This is a genomic window from Roseofilum capinflatum BLCC-M114 (genome assembly GCF_030068505.1).
GTDB classification, from domain to species: Bacteria; Cyanobacteriota; Cyanobacteriia; order Cyanobacteriales; family Desertifilaceae; genus Roseofilum; species Roseofilum capinflatum.
This window is the reverse complement of the sequence record NZ_JAQOSO010000010.1, coordinates 50,445-73,769: the sequence shown is the minus strand read 5'-3', so window position 1 is coordinate 73,769 and position 23,325 is coordinate 50,445. Positions and strand designations below refer to the sequence as shown.

The window sequence follows — 23,325 nt, the reverse complement described above, 5'->3', positions numbered from 1 at the left end:
CATTTTCTGGCCGCATAACACACCCTACCTATGATGGTGTCGCCCCCGGTAGGGTGTGTTGCGGCATCGATAAATCATGGGTTTTCACGAAAATATCGACCCAGCCGCAACGCACCGCCCCCACCAAAAAATCCCATCAATAAATATGTGAATTTAACCAATAATTCAGACGGTGCGTTATGCGGAAATATCATTGATTTGTAACCATTGACATTTTCTGGCCGCATAACACACCCTACCTATGATGGTGTCGCCCCCGGTAGGGTGTGTTGCGGCATCGATAAATCATGGGTTTTCACGAAAATATTGACCTAGCCGCAACGCACCGCCAACCTAAAGAGCCTTTTCATAGCGTTCATAAGCCGTAACAATCCGTTGCACCAAAGGATGACGCACTACATCCGCTTGAGTCAACTTACAAAACCCAACCCCTTCCACATTCCTTAAAATATTCTCAGCCACTGCCAAACCCGATCGCTGATTTCCCGGTAAATCCGTTTGCGTCACATCCCCCGTTACCACCATCCGCGACCCAAACCCCAACCGCGTTAACACCATCTTCATCTGTGCCGGAGTCGTATTCTGGGCCTCATCGACAATAATAAACGAATTATTCAAACTTCGACCTCGCATATAGGCCAACGGAGCCACTTCAATTACTCCCCGTTCCATCAAATTACCAATCTTTTCCGGTTCAATAAACTCATAGAGGGCATCATAAAGCGGCCGCAGAAACGGATTCACCTTCTGTTGCAGATCTCCAGGCAAAAACCCCAACTTTTCCCCCGCTTCCACGGCCGGACGAGTTAAAATCAAGCGCTCATACTGGTTATCTAGCAGTGCTTTAACCGCCAGCACCGCCGCCAAATAGGTTTTTCCGGTTCCGGCTGGGCCAATACAAAACGTCAAATCTTGAGTTCGCACCGACTCCACATAGCGCTTCTGGGCAAAGGTTTTCGCCCGAATCTCCTCCCCTCGACGGGTACGAGCGAGGACATTTTTCTTCAGATCCTGGTGTTCGTCCTGCCGGCCCGTATCCAGAGCATGGCGGGCCGTGAGGACATCCACACCAGAGAGCAACTTACCCTTACCCCAGAACTCTTCGAGCGATCGCACCAAAGCCGAACACAACTCTACCTGTTTCGCTGTGCCCGAAATCAGCAACTCCTGACCCCTCAGTACCACAGTTGCTCCCGTTTGTCTACTGAGAATTTTCAGGTTTTCGCCTTGGACTCCCGATAATGCGATCGCACTATCGGGACTCGGCAGTTGAATGATTGCCTGTTCACTGCTCATCATCCACCCCAACCCAAGCAACAAATTGCCAGTCCTTTAGTCCTCATCGGCGATAAGGCCCTTGAACTCGACGCGGTTCCGGTCGCGAGGGTTTGCGCGGTTTACTCCGATCTCGGACTTGACCCTCCTCATGGTGTTCATGAGACTCATGGCGATCGCCCGCCACATGGAACCCACCATACACATCCAAATAAACCGACTGTCCAGCAGCCTGAGCTGCCGTTAACAGCACCGTTTTAATCGCCTCTATATTCCGGCCACCTCGGCCATACACCTTCGCCTTATCCTTCGGCGAAAACGCCACCCGTATCCAGACCAGAGGTTTACTCGTAGACACCTCACAATCGATCTTCAACTCCTCTGGAAACTCTAGAAACGGATGAATCAGCATCCGTACCAACTCCAAATAATCTGGAGTGGGTGAAGTCGATTGTGTTGTCATATCATTAGTTTTCCGCAGTTGTTGCTTTGAGTTGTTCAAAGACATTCGCTTTTTCAAGAATGTTACGCACAGTATCAGTCGGTTGAGCGCCTTGCTTTAAGCGCCGTACAATTCCCGGCACATCCAGTCGAGTCTCATCCGTTCTCGGATTATAAAAGCCCAACTCTTCCAAAGGACGAGCTTCCCGGCGAGTCGTACTCGGCATCGCCACAATCCGATAGCTCACTTCCCGCTTCTTGCCAAACCGTTTCAATCGTAACTTAATCATCGCTTTCCTTCAGCACTACGCTTTTCGATTTTAGACACTAAACTCCTAATCTTACCATTTTTTCACCGCTAAATCCTGAAATCAGGGGGTCTACCCCAATTATCTTGCTTGCGTGATGGAGTTCTGGCTTGGGCTAAAATTGTCGGGTTTGCCCCTTCCACCAAGCAACCTTACCCTGGAGTCCAAGTCCTCGCTACTGCCATGGACAGTTTTCCTTTATATAGACATCTCCTCTCCGTTCCTCCATATCTCTGGGGTTCATCCCCCTCACCTCATGTTCACCTTTTTTAGCTCTTCAACCAATAGATGAACCCTGGTTAACGGGTTATTCGAGTCATTCTCCTCTTGCTCTTTCATTAACTGTTTGGCTCCTTTAATAGCCCTCTCCTGTTCTGTTCGGAGACAGGTATAATAATCTCTACCTTTTTCTTTTTCATAAGATTCATTAGGCTTAAGAATCTCCTGCTCTTTAAATATTCTGTCCACTTTGTCGCATACTTGCTCACTGGTCAATGGACTACTCGTATACTCAAAATGTAGTAAAAACCACAGATCAAAACAGGGAATCGAAAAGATCGGTTCATCATCCTTGGCCATTTTACACGCTTCGTCAAATTCTGGGCGATCGCCATCAAACACGCAATAGAGGCGATCGGGTTTTTTCTTCTCTTGCAACCGCTTCCCTTCTTGCACCACTTTTCTTACATCACCACTCTTTCCTCCATACGCTGCAACCACTTCAATCTTAGTCGTCACTAATTGCAGCTCTTCTTTCAAAGATTGAAAATATTGATCTTCTGTCTTACCCTCAACCACAATAAGAAAATAGTCTTTTGGCTTTCGATCGCCCTTCTTACGTTTTAATTTATTCTCCGATTTGCCTTTACGCGCCATGATTAAATCTTCAAACCTCCCACAAATGGAATCGCACCATAGCGCCCCAGTAAATAACCTCTTTGCAAAGATTCATCCTCACGGGGACGAAATTCTAGGAGTGAATATAAATGAGTTTTTTGCCGCTCTTTTTCCGTAAACCAAATTTGATCTTGGCGAAACAAATCTTGGTCTAAAAGCGTGGTATCATGGGTAGTAAAAATCAACTGAGCATGATGGGGATTTGTTTCTGGATTATGGAACATTTCTACCAAACTACGGGCTAAAGTAGGATGCAGACTCCTTTCGAGTTCATCAATCGCGATGACCTTCCCCTCTTGCAACGCTTCAATCCATACTCCCCCCAATTCAAACAGTCTTTGTGTCCCATCAGACTGATCGTCGATCAACAAACTTTGTGGAATATTATGGGTAGAAGTTCCTTTTTCATAGGTTTTATGGGCAAAAACAATCTTTCCATCTTCAAAATTAATATGATTAATCTCATTATTTGATTGATTCAGTAATTTAACAATTTTACTGTGAAAATTGGGATCGGACATACATTTATTAGCTGTATACGCTCGATAGTTGTCTTGAGAGTCCAGCGTTGTAATTACATTTAAATTCGTCTTGAACCAATTAAACACCTCTAGCAGTTGAGGATGATTATTTTGAGCTGCATGGGATAAAAACAAAGAATTGGGGCGCACTAACGCTTTAATCCGTTGCTTTTCGCCTTTTAAGCTGGGAAAAGACCATTCATAGCCGCGACTGCTAGGATTCAAATCTTGATTTTTAATATTATGTTTCCGAGTAAACCAAGTTTGCGCTCGTTGTTTTGGGTAAGCAATCAACCATTCTTCAACCACATATTTTTTGTATAAAATAACTCCATATTCATAGCGAATCTTATTCTGAATAAATATAATATAAAATTCTGTCAAATGACTAGAGTATAAAATATGCAAGGGTGATTTCATTTGGTATTCCAGGAGAAAAGGCTGAACATCAAATTCATCTCCCTCTTGCATTCGACTAGCGGAATTTATGACAATATTCTGAAGCGTTTTCAGAGCGCGAACTAAATTACTTTTTCCAGAGGCATTGGGGCCATAAATTGCTGTACTCTTGAGCAAGTGTAAATCCTTAGAATTGGGCGCAGCAAAGGTATGGCTTTCCCGGAAATTATCCACATCCTCAGAAGCCACCAGACTTAAGGTTTGACATTCATTAATTGAGCGATAGTTAGTAACGCTAAACTCGATTAGCATAAAATTTGAATTAATTTCCTATGGGTTGAGGAAGCGTGTATGTCCGCTTTGCGGAAAACCCAACCAAGCGTCTGACTTTGTTGGGTTTCACTGCTGTTCAACCCAACCTACAACTGTCCAAACCCCTTCTTCTTCTTTTTCTTCTTCTTCTTCGGCGCTCCACCATAGCCTTGCCAACCGGGAGCCGGAGGCCGACCGCCCCCGAACATCCCAGGGCCACCGCCTCCTCCAGGGAATGCCCCTGGTAAACCCGGAAACTGGCCCTGACCCATCTGCTGCATCATCGATCGCATCTTTTGGAAATCACTCACCAGTTTACTCACATCCTTCTCCGAATGGCCCGACCCCTTCGCAATGCGCCGCCGACGACTCGGAGAACTCGACAACAAATCCGGATTCTTGCGCTCCTCAGTGGTCATTGAACCAATCATGGCTTCAGATCGCTTCAACTGCACCTCACCCTGTTCCAACTGATCGGCATTCAACTTGCCCATCCCTGGGATCATCTTCATCAGACCCCCCAGAGACCCCATACTTTTCATCAGCCGGGTCTGCTTGAGAAAATCGGTAAAGTCAAACTGGGCTGTCAGAATTTTCTCCTGCATCTTGGCCGCATCGGCCAGATCCACCTCTTCCTGGGCCTTCTCCACCAGGGTTAGCACATCCCCCATGCCCAAAATCCGGGAAGCCATCCGATCTGGATAAAAGGGTTGTAGAGCTTCTACCTTCTCCCCAACCCCGATAAACTTAATCGGTTTCCCCGAAATTCGCCGCACGGACAGGGCCGCACCCCCGCGACTATCTCCATCCATCTTAGTCAGAATCGCCCCGGTAATCCCAATCTGTTCATGGAAGGTATGGGTCAGATTCGCCGCCTCCTGCCCCATCATCGCATCCACCACCAACAGCGTCTCCTGGGGATTCACGGCCGCCTTAATGTCTGCCAACTCGGTCATCATGTCGGTATCAATTTGCAGCCGACCCGCCGTATCAATAATGACTGTATCGATTCCTTCCGCCTTCGCTTTCTCCACCCCTTGCCGGGCAATCTCAACCGGATTCGTATCCGACCCCAACTCAAACACCGGCACATCAATTTGTTTACCCAGGGTAATCAACTGATCGATCGCCGCCGGACGATACACATCTGTAGCCACCAACTGACACGAGCGCTCTTGTTTCCGCAAATATAGGGCTAATTTCGCCGATGCCGTGGTTTTCCCCGTTCCTTGTAACCCCGCCATCAAGACCACCGTCGGAGCCTTTTCCGCGTTCGCTAGGGGTTCATTCTCGCCCCCCATCACCGCCACCAGCTCATCATGAACAATCTTGATGAACTGCTGATCCGGGCGTACCCCGCTCACCACTTCGGCCCCTTGAGCCTTGGATTCCACCTCAGCAATAAAATTCTTCACCACTTGCAGATTGACATCTGCTTCCAACAGAGCGCGACGGACTTCCCGCAGGGCTTCCTTAATATTGCTCTGACTAATTTTATCTTGTCCCCGGAGGCTTTTCCAGGCAGACTCTAGGCGATCGGCGAGGGCATCAAACATATGCTAATAATTAATCTATTCACTCAGGTTAAGCATTCAATTTAGGCGCGATCGCAACGCAATGCGCTCATAACTGACCTGAGAGCATTTTAGCGGAGGGTTTGGTTGGCTCGCAATCGGGGCGATCGCCAATTGTAGTCTTCTTAGCAGTTCTGTATCATTTCATTATCAATCTGTCAAGACTATAACCACAAATTGTAAGAAGACCTTGGGATTTAGGTAAAATTGCTCTACAATTAAACCCTAAAAAATAAACCCTCAAAACCTGTTAATCTGTAACTTCGGGTGCTTCCTATCCTAAACATTGAAGATCCAAACCCTATGCTCTTAACCAAGTCCCATGTCATTCCCACAACCCATACAACAGAACGCACCATTGGGCGTAACTACCAAGGGTTAATCCTCCTCCTTCTCATTACCCTGGGCTTGATAGGGGGGATTGGTACTCGGTTAGTGCATCTGCAACTGATCCAAGGCAAAACCTACGAGCAAGAAGCCAAAAATAACCGCATTCGCGTCATTCCCAAACACCCCGGAAGAGGTAAGATACTCGATCGCCACGGTAAAATTCTGGCCGGTAGTAGCCTTTCTCACTCCGTCTACCTTTGGCCCCTCGCCAGTCGTAAAACCGAATGGCCCACCACCCTCAAACAGCTCTCGGAAATCCTAAACATTCCCGAATCCGAAATCCAAAGCCGTCTCGATCAAGCGGAATACAGCTCTCCCTACCTCTTGCGGATTGCCAGAGGACTCACCCCCGAACAAGTGACTGCCCTAGCCGAATATAGCCGGGAACTCGAAGGGATAGAAGTGGATGTGGAAGCAGCGCGGGAATATCCTTATAAAGAAGTTGCTTCCCATGTTTTAGGCTATACCGGAGAAATTAACGAAGAAGACTTAGAGAAAACAGAAAATGAAGGCTATCGCCTCGGCGATATTGTCGGGCAAATGGGCATTGAAGCCGCCCTAGAAGAAGAACTGCGGGGAGGATGGGGCGGTCGAGAAGTAGAAGTAGACAGCAAAGGGCAAGTGGTACGCATCCTCGATCATCAAGCCGCTCAAGCGGGCGATGATGTACAGTTAACCTTGGATTTAGACCTGCAAATGGCGGCAGAAGCAGCTCTAGGGAATACGAAAGGGGCGATCGTAGCCATGAATCCCCAAAATGGCGAAGTCCTAGCCATGGCCAGTAATCCCAAATTTGACCCCAACATCTTCTCTGGGCGCATTAGTGAGGAACAATGGAAAGAAGTACAAGGTAAAGACCATCCCTTTGTTAACCGCGCCCTGCAAGGGTTTCCCCCCGCTTCAACGTTCAAAATTGTCACCACGGCAGCCGCGATCGAATCTGGGATATTCTCCCCCTACACAGTATTGGGAACCTATCCCTATGTTCAGGTCGGTGGCATTAAATTCTGGGACTGGAACCGTGCCGGTTTTGGGCCGTTAGGTTTCACGGGAGCCATGGCCTGGAGTAGTGACACCTTTTTCTATCAAATTGCCCAAGGAATTGGCGGAGAAATCCTAATTGACTGGACAAGAAGATTTGGATTTGGGCGCAAAACAGGGATTGAACTCCACCGAGAAGAAGCGGCTGGATTGGTCGCCGATGATGCTTGGAAGCGAGAAAATATCGGCTATGAGTGGTTTGCCGGAGATACGGTGAATATGTCCATTGGCCAAGGATTTTTATTGTCTTCTCCTCTACAAGTCGCCGTGATGTTTGCAGTGGTGGCCAATGGGGGAGATTTAGTGAAACCTCACTTGGTGAAACAAGAGGGAGAAGATCATATTTGGCGCGAGTCTTTAGGTCTAAGTCCCATTACCGTTCAAATCTTGCAAGATGGCCTGCGTCAAGTGGTGAGTGCAGGAACGGGAGGGGTAATGAATAGCCTGTCTTTGCCTATCAATGCGGGTAAGACGGGAACGGCTGAAGATCCCCCCCGTTTATCCCATGCTTGGTATGGGGGGTATGCTCCGTTGGATTATCCAGAAGTCGTGATTGTGGCCTTCGGGGAAAATTCCGGAGGAGGGGGCGGTAAGTTTGCTGCACCCAAAGTTCGTCAGGTGATGGAGGCCTATTTTGAGTTAAAGAAAAAGCGTAATGCACAGGAATAGGAAATAGGGAATAGGGAATAGGGAATAGGGAATAGGTCAAGAATTTTCAGCGATGATTACCCATCATCGTAGTGCCGTGACACAGCTAAAATAGTGCATTAGCGTAGGGTGGGTTAGGCGGCTAAAACCTAGACTGTGATAGCAATCTATCAATCCGCCGTAACCCACCATTTTAGGGTTGTCACGGCAGTAGGGTGGGCAGGAGGAGGGAGCGACACTATTTCAGCACTTTTTCTAAAGAATCTTTGAGAGTTGAATATTTAAACTCAAACCCAGCCTCTAAGGTTTTTTTCGGTAAAACATTTTGTCCTTCTAACACCACATTTGCCCCATCTCCTAAGAGCGCATCTAAAACAAAACTGGGTACAGGTAACCAACTGGGTCGATTAAGAAGACTTCCCAAGGTTGCGGCCAAATCGTTCATCCGCACTGGGTTCGGTGCAGTGGCGTTAAATGTGCCTTGCATTTGCGGTTGACGTAGGGCAAACAGAATTAGGCTGACTAAATCATCGATATCGATCCAAGAAAACCACTGTTGACCGCTACCAATGGGGCCGCCTGCAAACATTTTAAAGGGGGGAATCATTTTGGCAACGGCTCCCCCATCTCCCACCACAATGCCAAATCGCAAAATCGCACACCTGACTCCATACTGGGTGACGGCTTGGGCGCTCTGTTCCCATTCCACACACAGTTGAGCGAGAAAATCATCTCCTGCTGGAGAGGTTTCGTCAAACTCAGCCGTTTCACTGGTTCCGTAATAGCCAACGGCTGAAGTATTGACTAAAACTTGAGGTTTGGGGTCAGCCGCGCCGATGGCTTCAACAATTTTTTCAGTCCCCAAAATCCGACTCTCGCGCAAAATTTTCTTACGCTGGGCTGTCCATCGTTCTTCGGCAATGGGTGCGCCGGCTAAATTAACGACTCCATTACATCCGGCAATTTGATTTTGCCACGGGCCTCCTTCGGTTACTGAATACCCGACAATTTCTACCCCAGAGGGCCAGATGCGTTTGGCTTTATCGGGATTGCGAGTTAACACTAAAACTTGCTCGTTTTCCGCCATCAGCCGTTGGACTAGGGCGCGACCTACAAATCCGGTTGCTCCTGTGACTGCTATTTTCATAGGATTAAATGCACAATTAATAACTTCAACACTGTTCTGGTGTAGTCATTGTAAATCACTGAGGGTAATTACAGAAGTTTCCTTGATTATCAAGCACAAGTAGGGGTGAAAGATTTTTCGCTCCTACTAGCTTGGCAAGCTTAAAGAGTGTATGCACTTATTTTAAAGAAGGGATAAAGTTGAGCCAAGTTTAAGAACCGTAAAAAAGCGGACGACACTAGGACATATACCGTTTAAAATAGGGATTATTTAATCCAAATTGCTGAACTCATTTCAGTTGTTGCTAGGGGAGTGATATAGCAAAAATCTACTCATTCAGGGGAGCCAACCTTATGAACTCTACACTTAATATTCATCCCATATCAATTTTATGTTTATTGATGGCGATCGCCGGACTCTGCTGGCTCATACCCATCAATCCACCAGCAGTGGAGGCTAATCCGTCTTCTACTCCCATTACTTATTTATCTTTCGGCCGGTGATGGGGAGATGGGGAGAGCGGCCTTTTGCCTATTCCCCATTCCCCATTCCCCATTCCCTAAGTAGATGCGACCTGACTGGAGGTAATGGCGCTTACCCGTCCAGCGTCTACCAGAGCTTGATAAATCATGGCTGCGGTTTCGGCACGGGTGGCTTCATCATTGGGTCGCAAGCGATTGACATTGGGATAATTGACCACAATCAGCTTTTGCAAGGCTCTAGAGATCGCCCCTTGTGCATAGCTAGGAATCTGATCTCGGTCTTCAAAAATGCTCAAGGCAGCCGAGTCACCAACGCCCAAATCTAAACCATTGACCAGAGAAACCAATACATCCGATCGCTTCACATTCGTACTCGGATTAAACGTATCGGCGGAAACTCCTGATAAAAAGCCCCCACGATAGGCCTGTTGAATGGCATCAGCCGCCCAAAAATCGGCGGGTACATCCTTAAAGTTCACCGCATCCCGTTTGGGTTGGGGATTAAAGACTTTCACTAATAGAGCCGCATATTGGGCGCGATTAATAGGACTATCGGGCTGGAATGTGCCATCTTGGAATCCGCTAATTAAATCTTGCTCTAACAAGCCGTTAACAAAGGGCCCAGCCCAGTGACCTACCAGATCGGTAAAGGAGTCCGTTGTACTCGAAGAACTGCCGGTTCCGGGGACAATATAGCGAGAATTAATCGGATCGGCTTCTCCGGTGGCGACTAAGGACTGATAGAGAATGGCGGCCATTTCTGCACGGGTAATATCTCGTCGGGGATTGAGTAATCCCAGATCGGGATAGTTAACGATCATGCCTTTAACGGTTGCTGTCGCTACTTTGGTGGTAGCGTAATTGGGAATATAGGTGCGATCGCGGAACACAAACAAGGCGCTACTATCGCCACCGGTTAATTCTAGACCACTAATTAAGGCTACGATCGCCTCGGTGCGAGTTAAATTTCGACTGGGGCGGAATGTACCATCAGGATACCCGGATAAAAAGCCCATGCGTGAGGTTTTGGCGATCGCTGCTGCTCCCCAAAACCGACTAGAAATATCCAAAAAGGCGATCGCCGGCCGTTTAAACGGTAAATTAAACGCCTTCGCCAACAAAGCCGCATACTCGGCACGAGTCAGATTATTATTGGGGCGGAATGTACCATCCGGGAATCCACTAATCACCCCCTTACTAACCAAGGTTTCAATAAACTCTTGGGCCCAATGACCGGCCACATCTCGCAATTGTACAGGAGTCGGGGTAGGCGTTGGCGTAGGAGTCGGGGGAGGAGTCGGGGTTGGCGTTGGCGTAGGAGTCGGGGGAGGAGTCGGAGTTGGCGTTGGCGTGGGAGTCGGGGGAGGAGTAATCACTTCACTGGCGATAAAGTCAATTAACCCTTTCACCCGATTGGGATTGAGTTGATTGCCCGCAGAAACCAACGTCGTGGAAGTGGCATTTTGCAGATCGTATCCCCCATTCCCCTGAAATGTATTACCGCCAGGATCTTGAGCGCTACCCAAATCAGGAACCGATTGGGAAATCACCGTTAAACCATCTTCCGTATTATTTTCAATCACATTTTGCCGCAACACTGGACGAGAGCGATTAGAAGCGACAATCCCCGCCCGATTATTACTAATCCGATTACTAATAATTACGGGTGCAGCATCATCACTAACGGCAATCCCATACCCGGTTTGTTCGCAGACATTACTACGAACTTCTCCCTTAGAATTTTTGGCCATGGAAATCCCATTGGCATCGTTCAACCGGAACACATTACCCTGAATTAGGGGATTGGCGCTTCCTGTCGCGAATACCCCTTCACGCTTAGATTGAGTAAACGTATTATTGGCGATCACTGGGGCGGCTGATTCAATCCAAACGGCGGTTCCACGGCTGAGGGGATTCGTTACCGTTACCCCCCGTAATTGGGAATTAGTATTGAGTCTCAGGGTAATATTTTGACCGGCAAACGTGGGGCTAATATAATTGCCACCCCCATTAATGGTAATGCCTTGGCCTTTATTTCCCTCATTCCCCACAAGGGCCACACCAGAAGGCACAGTCAGGGGAAAAACTTCCCCATTGGTGCTATTGTAAGTGCCTGCTGCCAGTTGAATGGTGGTTCCAGAGGGCACATTTTGCAGAGCGCGACTAATGGTTTTGAACGGAGCAGTCGATGCACCAGAATTGCCATCATTACCCGTTGCGGGATTGACATAGAGGATGCTCATAGGTGTCAGGTTAAAGAGTACAGTTAAGAAGTACAGACTACCCTATAGCCAACCTAGACTAGCTATATATAGGGATGGTCTAAGGTGAATATGGCCATTCTACAGGGGCGATCGCGCTTTAGGGTTGAAGAGTGGCAAGACTCTAGCAAGTTGATCGATCTGACGAATCTAAACTGAAATTTAACATGGTGACTACCGTTATTTGTCTCAATTTACTGATTTCTATCTTTTGTCTGTGGTTGGCTTGGCGCATTGGGCGACTGAGGAGGCGATTAGCCCGGATTGCGGATGTTTTGATTATGGCACAGCAGCGCACCGATCGCGTTCTCTTCCATGCCCCGGATCGAATTATTCGAGGACAACGGGGGACTCGGTGGGCAAGACAACGGTATGCTCTGTTGGCTCAACAATGGAGACAGGTGGAAAGATTGTTAGGGATTTTAAGCTTAGTTCTGGGAATTTGGCGCAGACGCTCTAGACATCAGCGCTAGGTTCGTTGACACTCCCCGACCTAAAGGTACGGGGATTCTTGGTTCACGGAGATTACTTGCTTAGACAGAATTACTTCTGAGAAAGTAGAGGTATTCTCTCCCCAAGCGTTTATTGGGTCTAGCCCAAAAGTTCCCGTATGCCCTACGGTACTTAGTCCTTTTTTCAAAATATTGATGGCTGCATTTTCGTCTCGATCCAATACACAACCACAAGTACATACATGGGTTCTTGTTGATAGAGATTTTTTCACCATTTCACCGCATTTAGAACAGTTTTGAGAAGTGTAGTTGGGTGAGACAGCAATTGTTATCTTGCCGTATTTAATCCCAAAATACTCTATCCATTCTCTAAATTGATGCCATGCCGCATCATTTATACTTTTAGCTAGACAGTGATTCTTAACTAAACCTTTAATCCTTAAGTCTTCATAAGCTATCACATCGTTAGAAAGTTGACTTGACAACCTTGAAATTTCAAAAGCCGTCCTAAAAGGACGGGACTTTAAACCCAAATTTTCGGTAAGATATGGGGTAAGCACTGAGTCTACTAGGTCTACTAGGGCTTTGATCCCAGTTGATGCACAGTGTTGATGCACAGTGTTGATGCACAGTAATGGCTCGTGAAAAGCGGTATAGTCTGATGAGGGTATGGGCAAGGATATGTCTAAGAATCAATCGGGACGGTTTATTGGGGGGTTGTTGTTGGGGACAGCAGTGGGAGTGGTGACGGGAATTTTGATGGCTCCCCGTAGCGGACAACAAACTCGGAAGATTTTGAAGAAGTCGGTTGCTGCACTGCCAGATCTGGCTGAAGATATTTCTACCAGTGTTCAATTTCAGGCCGATCGCCTGGGAGCATCGACGAAAGATGGCTGGGAGGATACCCTGACTCGACTGCGAGAGGCGATCGCTGCTGGAGTGGAAGCCGGGTTACGCGAGCAAGAGGGGCGCTCTATGGCCTCTCGTCCGTTGCAGACTGACGAACCGAGTGTCGATCCTGATACAGATGAGTCTTTTACTGAGGAGTTGAATTCCTCCGAAGGTTCCACTTATAACAGTTCTCTGGATTTACAATAAGTTGAGATTCATTTAACTTGTTGTATAGCAACTGCTAAGGGTCAAACCCAGTTTTCTTGCATTCCCTATTCCCTCTTTCCTATTTGTGATCGACCCCCTGTTTTGGTTAGGATTATCCATTCTTTTAGTCGCGGTTAGCTTAACAGCCGTCTTGATTGTTGCAGTGCCAGCCGTCAAAGAGTTGGCGAGAGCGGCTCGTTCTGCGGAAAAATTGTTTGATACTCTGAACCGGGAATTGCCCCCAACTTTAGAATCTATCCGCTTAACGGGGATGGAAATTAGTGACCTAACGGATGATGTGTCTCAGGGCGTTCAACGAGCCTCGAAAGTGGCCAAACAACTGGATCAGGGGATAGAAACGGCTCGCGAGCAAGCCAAAGGGGTACAAGGGACAACTAAAAGCGTGTTGACGGGCCTGAAAGTGGCTTGGAAACAATTCAAACAACCCTCGAAAAAGGGAGAGGCGATCGCCAACTCCGATCGCCCCTCCCTTCCCTTAACCGATAATCAACGCTATGGAAGCACTCGACGCAAACTTCCCCGGCGATCGGCTTCTCCCCTCATCCCCACAGACAAGGATGATTAAACTCCAAGGTTTGAAGTGCCGAGAAACTAAGTTCTAGCTCCGAGTCTGTCAGGGGTTTAAATCTTCTGGTGTATTGCAGTTGTGGAGCATTTGCGCGACTGTGGCATCTACGGGCAAGGATTGTACTGGCAATGAAGATAACCACTGTTGAAAGGAGTTGCCCCCACTTTCGATAAAGGATTTTAACTGAGACTGAAGGGTGATACGATAAAATCCACACAATGGCTCCCAATGTTTTCCCTGTCTCGGAACAACGGCTAGGGTAGATTCAGGAATCTGATCGAGTTGACCTATCCAGCGCTGTAAAAGGGTGGGGTCTAATTGGGGTAAATCGCAACCGAGGAGTAAAATCCAGGGATGTTCAATATTTGCCCAAGCTTGAGAGAGGGCGACTAAGGGCCCCTTTCCAGGATTGGACTCGCCAATCCACTGGCAATGTTGAGGGGCGATCGCCTGATAACGCTCTGGCCAAGGAGTCACAATATACACTGTTTCTGTGCAGTGTACGGCAACTTCTGAGACCCGTTGCAGCAAAGGAACCCCGTTCCAGGGGATCAGAGCTTTATCCTCTCCCATGCGGGAACTCTGCCCCCCGGCTAAAATTACACTAGCTACAGTAGCACTCGGAGATCTTGACATCAGTTATTGATAGCTCACAGCCGTTCCACTTGCGGCAACCATGAGCATACTACTGCCCCCAGAAACGGAAATCGTTTCATAATCGAGATCGATACCGATAACCGCATTTGCGCCCATTTTCTGAGCCTCCGCCATCATTTCCTTCATGGCGGTTTCTTTTGCTTCTCGGAGCGATCGCTCATAGGCTCCCGATCGCCCACCCACAATATCACGAATGCCCGCAAAAAAGTCTTTGAAGATATTCGCCCCTAAAATGGCTTCTCCACTGACCACACCATGGTAAGTCGTGATCTGATATCCTTCTAAACTATCTGTGGTTGAAACCAGCATATTTATAGAACTCCTGACGCGATCGAACTAGCTTAATTTTAACGGATACAGCGCTTTCTACTGTAATGTTTAATGGCCTGGCATTGGGGACAAAAATGACTCGATCGCCCCCCCAACTTTATTCGCTCAATTATCGTGTTACAACGGCGACAGGGCTGCCCCCTGCGACCATACACCCACGCCACTCCCGCATAATTGCCATTCACCCCCTGCACATTCAGAAAATGGCTAAACGTCGTACCCCCCTCCCGCAAACTATCCTCCAACACCTGCACCACCGACTTCCTTAACCTCTCCCACTCGGAAACCGACAGATCGCAACAGCGTCTTTCTGGATGCACTCCAGCCAAAAACAACGCCTCATCCGCATAAATATTACCCAATCCAGCGATTAAACTCTGATCCAATAGAGCCGTTTTAATGGGGCGCTTGCGGTTCTCTAGGGTGCGGCGCAAATAGGCCACCGAAAACTCCTCAGAAAGCGGCTCTGGCCCCAATTTTCCTAAGCCCGTCATCACCTTCTCTAGGGCTACATCCGCAGGAACCCACCAAACCCGACCAAAGCGACGCTGATCCACAAACCGTAACTCTTTTCCCGACTTAAACCCCAATCTTACCCTCGTATGTTTCGCCAGAGGTTCCGTTGGACTCACCCATAACAACTGTCCCGTCATCCGCAGATGTACCCCCAAAGTGCCTCCAGGCTCTCCTGTGCGGGTTAACTCAGCCAACAAATACTTACCGCGACGATGCCATTGCTGAATCTTCGCTCCCTGTACCCCCTGCAAAAACTCATCCACAGAAGAAGGGTGGGCAATGCTGTGACTTAAGCCAGATTTCCGGCGATCGCACAACACTTCCCCACCCTCAATCTCCTGTTCTAGCGTCAGTTGATTGAGTCCTTGACGGACAGTCTCAACCTCTGGTAGTTCAGGCACAACTCTTGCTCATCCCAATAAGCTTGGCCAAAAGACTATTTAACTTCTTCAAGTTCGCTTTCTGCAAAGTTATTGGTATTGAGTCCAGAGGGACTACCACTGAAACCGGTATAGTTCACTTTCTCAAAGCGAACCACAACAGGATATTTAATCCCGCTTTTGTCGATGGTGGCTACCGTACCAACATCGTTATACCAGTAGGACTCTTTGCGTTTAATGCGGACTTTAGAACCACGTTGAACCATGATGACTGTTTCCTTTGAGTATTTGTTAACGGGCATTGTCTCTCAGGGTACTACTCAACGGCTCTCATCTGCACGCTTAGTTTTTTAAGTTTTGTTACTAATCCTGCCATCCCACGCCGAGCAGTTGTTCAAAGGCGGGTTCTTAACCCACCCACAACTGAGAAACTATGCTTTTTTCAGCCAGCTAAACATGGCTCGCAAGTCTTTCCCGACTTCTTCGATAGGATGTTCGGCTTCTTGACGACGCATGGCCGTAAATCCAGCTTTACCCGATTGATTTTCTAAGACAAATTCACGGGCAAATTGGCCGCTCTGAATTTCCTGGAGGATTTTCTTCATTTCGGCGCGGGTTTCGTCGGTGATAATCCGATGGCCGCGAGTATAGTCGCCATATTCGGCAGTATTGGAGATACTATCGCGCATTTGGGCCAGTCCTCCTTCTACCACCAAGTCCACAATTAATTTGACTTCGTGGAGACATTCAAAATAGGCTAATTCCGGCTGATATCCTGCTGCTACCAGGGTTTCAAAGCCGCTCTTAATCAGGGCACTTAAGCCACCGCACAGAACCACTTGTTCGCCAAATAGGTCAGTTTCCGTTTCTTCGCGGAACGTGGTTTCCAGGATACCGGCACGAGTTCCCCCAATACCTTTAGCATAGGCCATGGCGCGATCGCGAGCTTGTCCTGTTGCATCTTGATAAACCGCAAATAAACAGGGAACCCCTTCCCCTTGTTCATAGGTTCGCCGCACCAAATGTCCCGGCCCCTTGGGCGCTACCATAACCACATCCACATTATCCGGGGGAACGACTTGAGCAAAGTGGATATTAAACCCATGGGCAAAGGCTAAAACATTACCTTCACTGAGGTTCGGGGCAATTTCATTCTGATAAACCGTCTTTTGCACCTCATCCGGCAGTAAAATCATAATCAGGTCTGCCGCTTTCGCCGCATCCCCAACCGGTTTCACATCTAACCCGGCAGCTTCTGCTTTAGCTTTTGACTTACTCCCCTCATACAACCCCACAATCACATTCACCCCACTCTCCTTTAAATTCAAGGCATGGGCATGTCCTTGGGAACCATAGCCAATAATGGCAACGGTTTTACCGTTGAGTAAATCTAAGTTAGCATCCGCGTCGTAGTACATCCGGGCCATAATCAGGATTCTCCTTGATGATTGGTCTTTATTTTATGCCAGCCTTTTATCATAGCGCGTTGTGGGAACAATGGAAAGTTGAGGAAAGATAGGGGGATGGAATAATTCACGTCCATAGGGACTTACAGCCATTTTCGCCCTTTATGCCTTGGGTTTTAGTCCTTGTGTGCAGGGAATTTGAATAATAAATTCCGTCCCTTCTCCTGGAATCGAATGACAATCCATTTTACCTCCATGGTTTTTGATCACAATTTGGTAACTAATCGATAATCCTAACCCTGTGCCTTTACCCACCGGTTTAGTCGTGAAAAAAGGATCGAATAAGCGATGTTTGACCCGTTCCGGAATTCCCATACCATTATCTTGAATCCGAATTTCTACCCAGTCAGAATCGAGTAATTGAGTGGTAATACGAATTTTTCCTTCACGAGGTTCTTGTAAATTGCCTTGTTTTGAGCAAAGGGATTCATCGATCGCATCGATCGCATTACTCAGGATATTCATCACCACCTGATTCAGTTGTCCGGCATAACACTGAATTTTTGGTAATTCACCATACTCTTTAATCACCTCAATGCCGGGATAATCGGGTTTCACCTTCATGCGATTGTGCAGAATCAATAAGGTGCTATCAATCCCCTCATGGATATCAACCGACTTCACTGCCGACTCATCTAAGCGCGAAAAGGTACGCATGGATTTGACGATTTCTCGAATCCGCTCCGTACCCACAGTCATGGAATGGAGGAGTTCCGGCAAATCTTCGAGCAGAAAATCGAGATCTTTAACTTCTTTGATTTCGGCGATCGCCGGATGGGGCTTAGGATAATGGTATTGATACAAGTGCAGAATCTCGACCAAATCTTGCATGTAGGTTTCTGCATGAGCCAGATTCCCATAAATAAAGTTCACCGGATTATTAATTTCATGGGCTAATCCCGCCACCATTTGACCCAGAGAAGACATTTTCTCCGCTTGAATTAAATGAGATTGAGTCCGTTTTAGGTCACATAAGGTTTCCTGAAGTTGTTGATTTTTTTCAAGTAACAAGGATTCTGAATGGCGTAAGGCATGTTCGGCCTGTTTTCGAGCCGTCATATCGATACAGATCATCCCCACTCCTTTTGATTGTCCTTGCTCGGTGGTCAGGGGAAAATAGTTTTCTAACCAATGACGCACATTCCCCGATAAGCGGGGAATTTCATGGGAGACTTCCACATTGAGCAGGGGTTGACCCGTAGCTAAAACTTGCTTCAGATGGGGTTCGAGAGTTTTGGCTCGATAGGGGTTAATTTCACCAAAGGTTTTTCGCAGATGCTCGGTAATTCCAGTATCATTGGTGCTGGCCAGGGTTTCATTGACTTGCACAAATCGCATGTTTTTGTCCAGAATGGCCATGCCAATGGGAGCAGCTTTGAAGAAGGCATTCCAGAGTTGATCTCGCCAAACGAGTTCCTTTTGCAAGGCTTGGCGATCGCTAATATCCCGTCCTTCTGCAATTAGCATTACCACTTTCCCGCAAGAGTCCATCACCGGTTTTATCGAAAAATCTACGGTGATACTTTGCTGATTAACCCCTAAAAAATCAACCGTAGAGCGTAGGGTTTTCCCCTTGGCTGCTTGCTTAATTTTAGCTTTGAGCTGTTCCTGATGGGCGCAATCATGGGGCCACCAGGGAGCATCCCATAAGTGTTGATCGATGATATCCGAAAGTTGGACTCCGGCAAACTCTAAGATAGTGTGGTTCGCTTCTAAGATTTCTCCGTCTGGAGAGAGAATCGTCATAAATCCAAACGCAGAATTAAAGATGGCTCGAAAACGCCGTTCGCTCTCTTTTAGCGCTCGTTGCGCTTTGCGGCGATCGCGTAATACCGCTTGGCGCTCGCTCGTATCGGTTACCACTCCTAGAAACGTTGGTGGAGTCGAGGAGTTTGTGTGGATCGCGGAAACGGCTAAATTAACCCAGGTCATGGAGCCATCTTGATGCAGATACCGTTTTTCTTGCATAAAGGTTTGCAACTCTCCCTCTAGGAGTTGATCGAGAAAGGTGCGATCGCTCTCAATATCATCCGGATGAATAATTTCCATCAACGAATGACCTTGCAACTCTGATGCCTGATAACCGATCAGATGACAAAACCGAGGATTAATTCTGAGGATTTTTCCTTCTAGAGACCATTCCAGCATCCCCGTCGGTGCTTGATTAAAGAGGGCATTTTCTCGATTTGCATCCATGGAAGTGACTTGGGCTTTTAAGCGAGTTTTATTATGTTTATCAGATTTCAAAAGGTACATATTAGCTTTTGTTATGGTTTTGGTATTTTTGAAGTATTTTTAGTATAATGTAGACGATTGGAGAAAATTTTGAAGACGACGTTAATATTCTTTACAAAACTTTATCGAAATAACGTCAGTTTGTAGCAAAAGTAAAAGATTAGGGGAGTATCAGCCGCTCAGATCGCTCTTCATCCAAACTCCTCGATCCTGAATTCACCCTGATCTAGGAGACTTCCCATCATAATCTCAAATATTAAGATGTAGTGCGAGCATCTTGCTCGCTGCCTTTCTCTAGGGAGCAAGATGCTCACATTCCTATCGTTAATTCGATTAGGGAATAGGGAATAGGGAATAGGCTTTTGGGACATAGCTTTGAGGATTCAACACTGTCCCTCATAACAGCCAAAAGCGCTGTATTTGCTCCCCCCATTCCCCCATCCCCCCATCACCCCATCATATTATGTCCGCTAAATCAGCTCTAACAAGTCATTGCGAATGGAGCGTTCATGTCGGCGACAGCCGAAAGCGGAATGAAGCAATCTCGCCTATCCCGGTAAACTCGGCGTTTCCGCTTCGCGGACATGAAAAGCGCTCTGCTGGCAAACATTGAAAATCAAGACTTGAAGACAGAAGAGTTTCAATTCTTACTCATTACTCATTACTCATTACTCATTACTCATTACTTAACCGCTTCCCTTCAGAAGAGAGGGCTAGGCGAGGCCGTCGAGAGGGTTTACCTTGAATTAAACGCAACAGGAAGCGACCGAAACCATGGATATAGGTAAATAAGGTAGGAACGACCACCAGGGTTAATAACGTTGCTGTGGTCATGCCGCCAATGACCGAGATAGCTAGGGGCGATCGCACCTGAGAGCCTGCCCCCAACTCTAGAGCAATGGGAGTCATCCCGGCAATGGTGGAGAATGTGGTCATGAAAATCGGTCGCAGACGGGAGACTCCGGCAGAAATCACCGCCGGTTTCAGGCTCATGCCTTCCTCGCGCATGTTCGCCAAGGAACAATCCACCAACAGAATGGCATTTTTAGTTACCAATCCCATCAGCAGGACAATCCCAATCAGGGCAAATAATCCCAACTCTTTTTGGGTAATCATCAAGGCCAGGAGAGCGCCCCCCACGGAGAGGGGGAGAGCGGCCATAATCGTGATCGGATAGATAAAATTGTTATAGAGCAGAACCAAAATCGCGTAGATTCCCAGAACCGCCAGCCCCAGGGAACTGGCAAAGCGGGCGAAAATATCGCGCATAATTTCCGCATCTCCAGAGGGTTGCTGTTGCACATCTGCGGGCAAATTGGTCTCTAACCACTCATTAATCGGCTCCATGGCTTGACCCAGGGACAGCCCTTGTAAGTTGCCCTCTAGAGACACTTGACGCAGGCGGTCAAAGCGGTCAATTTGGGAGGGGCCGCTCCCGATCGCAATATCGGCCACAGCCATCAGGGGAACGACTCCCCCATTTTGGCTGGGAACCCGCAGATTCCGCAGGGTTTCCATATCATTACGAGATTCGGTAGCAATTTGGACACGGATGGGAATTTGGCGATCGGGCAGATTAAACTTCGCCAGGTTAGCATCATTATCGCCAATCGTCGCTAAAGACGCTGTACGGGCGATCGCCTCCACCGAAACCCCCAAATCTGCCGCCCGTTTCGGGTCTGGGGTAATCAACAACTCCGGTTTCACCAAACTGGCACTGGAAGAGACCTCCACCAAACCGGGAAGACCCCGCATAAAGCTCTGTAAGCGATCGGCCGTTGCCTTCAGAGATTCCGGATTTTCACTATTGAGAACCACCGACACATCCTTCGTATTCCCCGCCGCACCTTGGGACTGGAAACTCACCCTAGCTCCCGGAATTTGCACAAACTTGCCGCGCATCTCCTGCTCAAATTGCGCTTGGGAAACCTCCCGCTCTTCTTGGGGCAAGAGATTAACGGTAATCAGAGCTTCATTAATCCCCGAATCTCCCTCACCCGCACTGGCTAGGGCACTCTTAAACGCGGGATGGTCTTGCAAAATGGCAGTCGTTTTCTGCATCACCTGGTCAGTCAACGCCAGGGGAGACCCAGGGGGCAACTCCACCGTCACCCGACTTAAGCCCCGGTCATATCCGGCAAATAGCCCCGTGGGAATCAGGGGAACCAACTGCAACGATCCCATAAACAAGGCGACAGCAACCATCAGGGTGACAATGCGATGGGTTAGGGCCCAACCCAGAAGCCCCCGGTAGGGATGAAACACCTGTTTACCCCAACGAAAGCCACGATGAACCAAATGGTCATCTAAGAACAGGTGAGCGGGATCGGACTCATCCAAGGGGGGGCCATCTTGGCTGGGCGAACGGCCGTTCGCCCCTACATCGCCCCTTACTTTCTTTCCTTTCAACAGGTAAGCGGCCAACATGGGAGTCATGGTTGTGGCGACCAAGGTCGAAAACATGGTAGAGACGGCTACCGTGAGGGCGAAGGGTTGGAAAAATTTACCGGGAATGCCGCCCATAAAGGCAACGGGGAGAAACACCGCCACAATGGTGGCTGTGGTGGCTAAAACGGCTAACCCAATTTCATTGGCTGCGTCGAGGGCAGCTTGGAAAGGGCGCTTACCTCTCTGAATATGTTGGGTGATATTCTCAATCATACAGATGGCATCATCCACCAAGTTCCCCATGGAGAGGGCTAGACCGAGCAGGGTCATGTCATTGAGGGTATAGCCCAAGGCTCTCATGACGATGAACGTGGGAATAATGGAGAGGGGCAAGGCTACAGCAGTAATTACGGTTGCCCGCCAATCTTTGAGGAAAAGCCCCACGGTGACGACGGTGAGCAGGGAACCGAGAATGAGGGCATCAATGGAGGCTTGATAGGAGAGGCGAATATAGTCGGCGTTGGTGTAAATGAGTTCAATTTGGATATCTTCGGGCAAGGTTTGCCTGAGTTGAGCGACTTTTTCCTGTACTCCTTCTTCCACACTCACCAAGGTGGAGCCACTACTGCGCCAGACGGAGAAACCGACTACGGGGGTTTGTTGGACATCTGGATTATCTTTTATGGTTAGTCGGGAGAGTTGCCGGGGTTCGGCAAATCGATTATCGACTTCTCCTAAGCTGGTGAGGGGCACATCTTCGCCATTGGGGAGAACGATGCGGTAGGTTTTCAGGGTGTCTAGGGTTTGGGCACTGCCCAGGGTACGGATGCTTTTTTCTGTGCCGCCGGTTTGCGATCGCCCCCCAGGGAGGTTAATGTTAAAAGCGCGAATTTGCTGGTTAACTTCGCTGGCGGTGATTCCCAAGGCTTGCAGCCGGGCGGGGTTGAGGTCGATGCGGATTTCTTCGTCTACGCCGCCAATGCGGTCTACTCTAGCCACCCCAGGGACAGAGAGCAGGGAACGGCCAATATTTCGGTCTACCAGGTCGCTCAGTTCTTCCACGGAGCGGGTGGGAGAGGTGACCGCGTAGCTGATCACCGCTTGACCGATAAAGTTGATTTTTTGAACAACTGGGTCTTCGATGTCTGAGGGCAGGGTTTGCCGAATTTGGGCGATCGCATTGCGAACGTCGTTAGTGGCTGTATCGCTGTTAACGTTCAGTTCAAAGGCGATACTGGTGCTGGACTGACCATCGGTGACTGTAGAGCGAATATCATCGACTCCTTCTAGGGAAGCAACCGCATCTTCGACTTTTTTGGTGACTTCGGTCTCTAGTTCTGTGGGCCCGGCTCCCGGTTGTACAATAGTAACCGACACAAAGGGCACATCGATATTGGGATTTTCATCAATGCCCAATTGGGTAAAGGAAAAGAAACCGACTATTCCTAAAATCAGGAATAGAACCAGGGTGGGGACAGGTTTGTGAATTGACCAGGAGGAGATTTTGAAAGACATTGCTGGGGGAGGGAATGGGGAATG

The 23,325-nt window shown here is 48.2% G+C and carries 20 protein-coding genes and 1 pseudogene; 5 read left to right on the top strand and 16 right to left on the bottom strand.

Annotated elements, in window-relative coordinates; translation table 11 throughout:
• Positions 1-333: 333 nt before the first annotated feature.
• From PMG25_RS02775 to ffh, 6 genes are all read right to left on the bottom strand, one after another.
• A complete protein-coding gene (locus tag PMG25_RS02775; RefSeq protein WP_283765384.1) occupies positions 334-1,299 on the bottom strand; it encodes a PhoH family protein in 966 nt (321 codons plus the stop codon).
• Positions 1,300-1,339: 40 nt separating this feature from the next.
• On the bottom strand, positions 1,340-1,738 hold the full coding sequence (locus PMG25_RS02770) for a KH domain-containing protein (protein WP_283765383.1): 399 nt from the start codon (positions 1,736-1,738) through the stop codon (positions 1,340-1,342).
• Positions 1,739-1,742: 4 nt separating this feature from the next.
• Complete coding sequence (gene rpsP, locus PMG25_RS02765; RefSeq protein ID WP_283755013.1) at positions 1,743-2,006, bottom strand: 30S ribosomal protein S16; 264 nt, start codon at positions 2,004-2,006, stop codon at positions 1,743-1,745.
• A 267-nt stretch (positions 2,007-2,273) separates the two neighbouring features.
• A complete protein-coding gene (locus PMG25_RS02760) occupies positions 2,274-2,900 on the bottom strand; it encodes an RloB family protein (RefSeq protein WP_283765382.1) in 627 nt (208 codons plus the stop codon).
• A 2-nt stretch (positions 2,901-2,902) separates the two neighbouring features.
• On the bottom strand, positions 2,903-4,153 hold the full coding sequence (locus PMG25_RS02755) for an AAA family ATPase (protein ID WP_283765381.1): 1,251 nt from the start codon (positions 4,151-4,153) through the stop codon (positions 2,903-2,905).
• Positions 4,154-4,260: 107 nt separating this feature from the next.
• Complete coding sequence (ffh, locus tag PMG25_RS02750; RefSeq protein WP_283765380.1) at positions 4,261-5,709, bottom strand: signal recognition particle protein; 1,449 nt, start codon at positions 5,707-5,709, stop codon at positions 4,261-4,263.
• Between the two features lie 321 nt (positions 5,710-6,030).
• Here ffh and mrdA point away from each other — a divergent pair, with 321 nt between their 5' ends.
• Positions 6,031-7,827, top strand: a complete 1,797-nt coding sequence (gene mrdA, locus PMG25_RS02745) for a penicillin-binding protein 2 (protein ID WP_283765379.1) — start codon at positions 6,031-6,033, stop codon at positions 7,825-7,827.
• Between the two features lie 217 nt (positions 7,828-8,044).
• Here mrdA and thyD read toward each other — a convergent pair whose 3' ends face one another.
• Positions 8,045-8,953 (bottom strand): thylakoid membrane protein ThyD, encoded by a 909-nt coding sequence (thyD, locus tag PMG25_RS02740; protein ID WP_283765378.1) that lies wholly within the window; start codon positions 8,951-8,953, stop codon positions 8,045-8,047.
• Positions 8,954-9,285: 332 nt separating this feature from the next.
• Between thyD and PMG25_RS02735 the strand changes: the two genes are divergently transcribed.
• Complete coding sequence (locus PMG25_RS02735; RefSeq protein WP_283765377.1) at positions 9,286-9,435, top strand: hypothetical protein; 150 nt, start codon at positions 9,286-9,288, stop codon at positions 9,433-9,435.
• Positions 9,436-9,491: 56 nt separating this feature from the next.
• Here the strand turns inward: PMG25_RS02735 and PMG25_RS02730 are convergent, their stop codons facing one another.
• Entirely contained in the window at positions 9,492-11,657 is a 2,166-nt protein-coding gene (locus tag PMG25_RS02730; RefSeq protein WP_283765376.1) for an S-layer homology domain-containing protein, read from the bottom strand.
• A gap of 185 nt (positions 11,658-11,842) precedes the next feature.
• On the opposite strand from PMG25_RS02730, the gene PMG25_RS02725 reads away from it, so the two are divergent.
• Positions 11,843-12,148 carry a hypothetical protein gene (locus PMG25_RS02725; RefSeq protein ID WP_283765375.1) on the top strand — a complete coding sequence of 102 codons (306 nt, stop codon included), beginning with the start codon at positions 11,843-11,845 and terminating at the stop codon, positions 12,146-12,148.
• Between the two features lie 20 nt (positions 12,149-12,168).
• On the opposite strand, the pseudogene PMG25_RS02720 reads toward PMG25_RS02725, so the two are convergent.
• A pseudogene (locus PMG25_RS02720) lies at positions 12,169-12,597 on the bottom strand (RNA-guided endonuclease InsQ/TnpB family protein); the annotation flags it as partial.
• 211 nt (positions 12,598-12,808) lie between these two features.
• Here PMG25_RS02720 and PMG25_RS02715 point away from each other — a divergent pair.
• Together PMG25_RS02715 and PMG25_RS02710 are read left to right on the top strand one after the other, a co-directional pair.
• Entirely contained in the window at positions 12,809-13,225 is a 417-nt protein-coding gene (locus tag PMG25_RS02715) for a YtxH domain-containing protein (protein WP_283765373.1), read from the top strand.
• A gap of 85 nt (positions 13,226-13,310) precedes the next feature.
• The gene (locus PMG25_RS02710) at positions 13,311-13,811 is read left to right on the top strand and encodes a hypothetical protein (protein ID WP_283765372.1); all 501 of its coding nucleotides are present in this window, start codon (positions 13,311-13,313) and stop codon (positions 13,809-13,811) included.
• Between the two features lie 48 nt (positions 13,812-13,859).
• Here the strand turns inward: PMG25_RS02710 and PMG25_RS02705 are convergent, their stop codons facing one another.
• From PMG25_RS02705 to PMG25_RS02675, 7 genes are all read right to left on the bottom strand, one after another.
• The gene (locus PMG25_RS02705; protein WP_283765371.1) at positions 13,860-14,450 is read right to left on the bottom strand and encodes a molybdenum cofactor guanylyltransferase; all 591 of its coding nucleotides are present in this window, start codon (positions 14,448-14,450) and stop codon (positions 13,860-13,862) included.
• Between the two features lie 3 nt (positions 14,451-14,453).
• On the bottom strand, positions 14,454-14,780 hold the full coding sequence (locus PMG25_RS02700; protein ID WP_283765370.1) for a heavy metal-binding domain-containing protein: 327 nt from the start codon (positions 14,778-14,780) through the stop codon (positions 14,454-14,456).
• A gap of 38 nt (positions 14,781-14,818) precedes the next feature.
• Positions 14,819-15,718: a DNA-formamidopyrimidine glycosylase gene (locus tag PMG25_RS02695; RefSeq protein WP_283765369.1), complete on the bottom strand. Its 900-nt coding sequence runs from the start codon at positions 15,716-15,718 to the stop codon at positions 14,819-14,821.
• Between the two features lie 35 nt (positions 15,719-15,753).
• Positions 15,754-15,963 carry a photosystem I reaction center subunit IV gene (locus PMG25_RS02690; RefSeq protein WP_283764078.1) on the bottom strand — a complete coding sequence of 70 codons (210 nt, stop codon included), beginning with the start codon at positions 15,961-15,963 and terminating at the stop codon, positions 15,754-15,756.
• A 165-nt stretch (positions 15,964-16,128) separates the two neighbouring features.
• A complete protein-coding gene (ilvC, locus tag PMG25_RS02685) occupies positions 16,129-17,124 on the bottom strand; it encodes a ketol-acid reductoisomerase (RefSeq protein ID WP_283765368.1) in 996 nt (331 codons plus the stop codon).
• A gap of 141 nt (positions 17,125-17,265) precedes the next feature.
• Positions 17,266-19,410, bottom strand: coding sequence for a PAS domain S-box protein (locus PMG25_RS02680; protein WP_283765367.1), 2,145 nt, complete (start codon positions 19,408-19,410; stop codon positions 17,266-17,268).
• Positions 19,411-20,073: 663 nt separating this feature from the next.
• A complete protein-coding gene (locus PMG25_RS02675; RefSeq protein ID WP_283765366.1) occupies positions 20,074-23,301 on the bottom strand; it encodes an efflux RND transporter permease subunit in 3,228 nt (1,075 codons plus the stop codon).
• Positions 23,302-23,325: the final 24 nt, after the last annotated feature.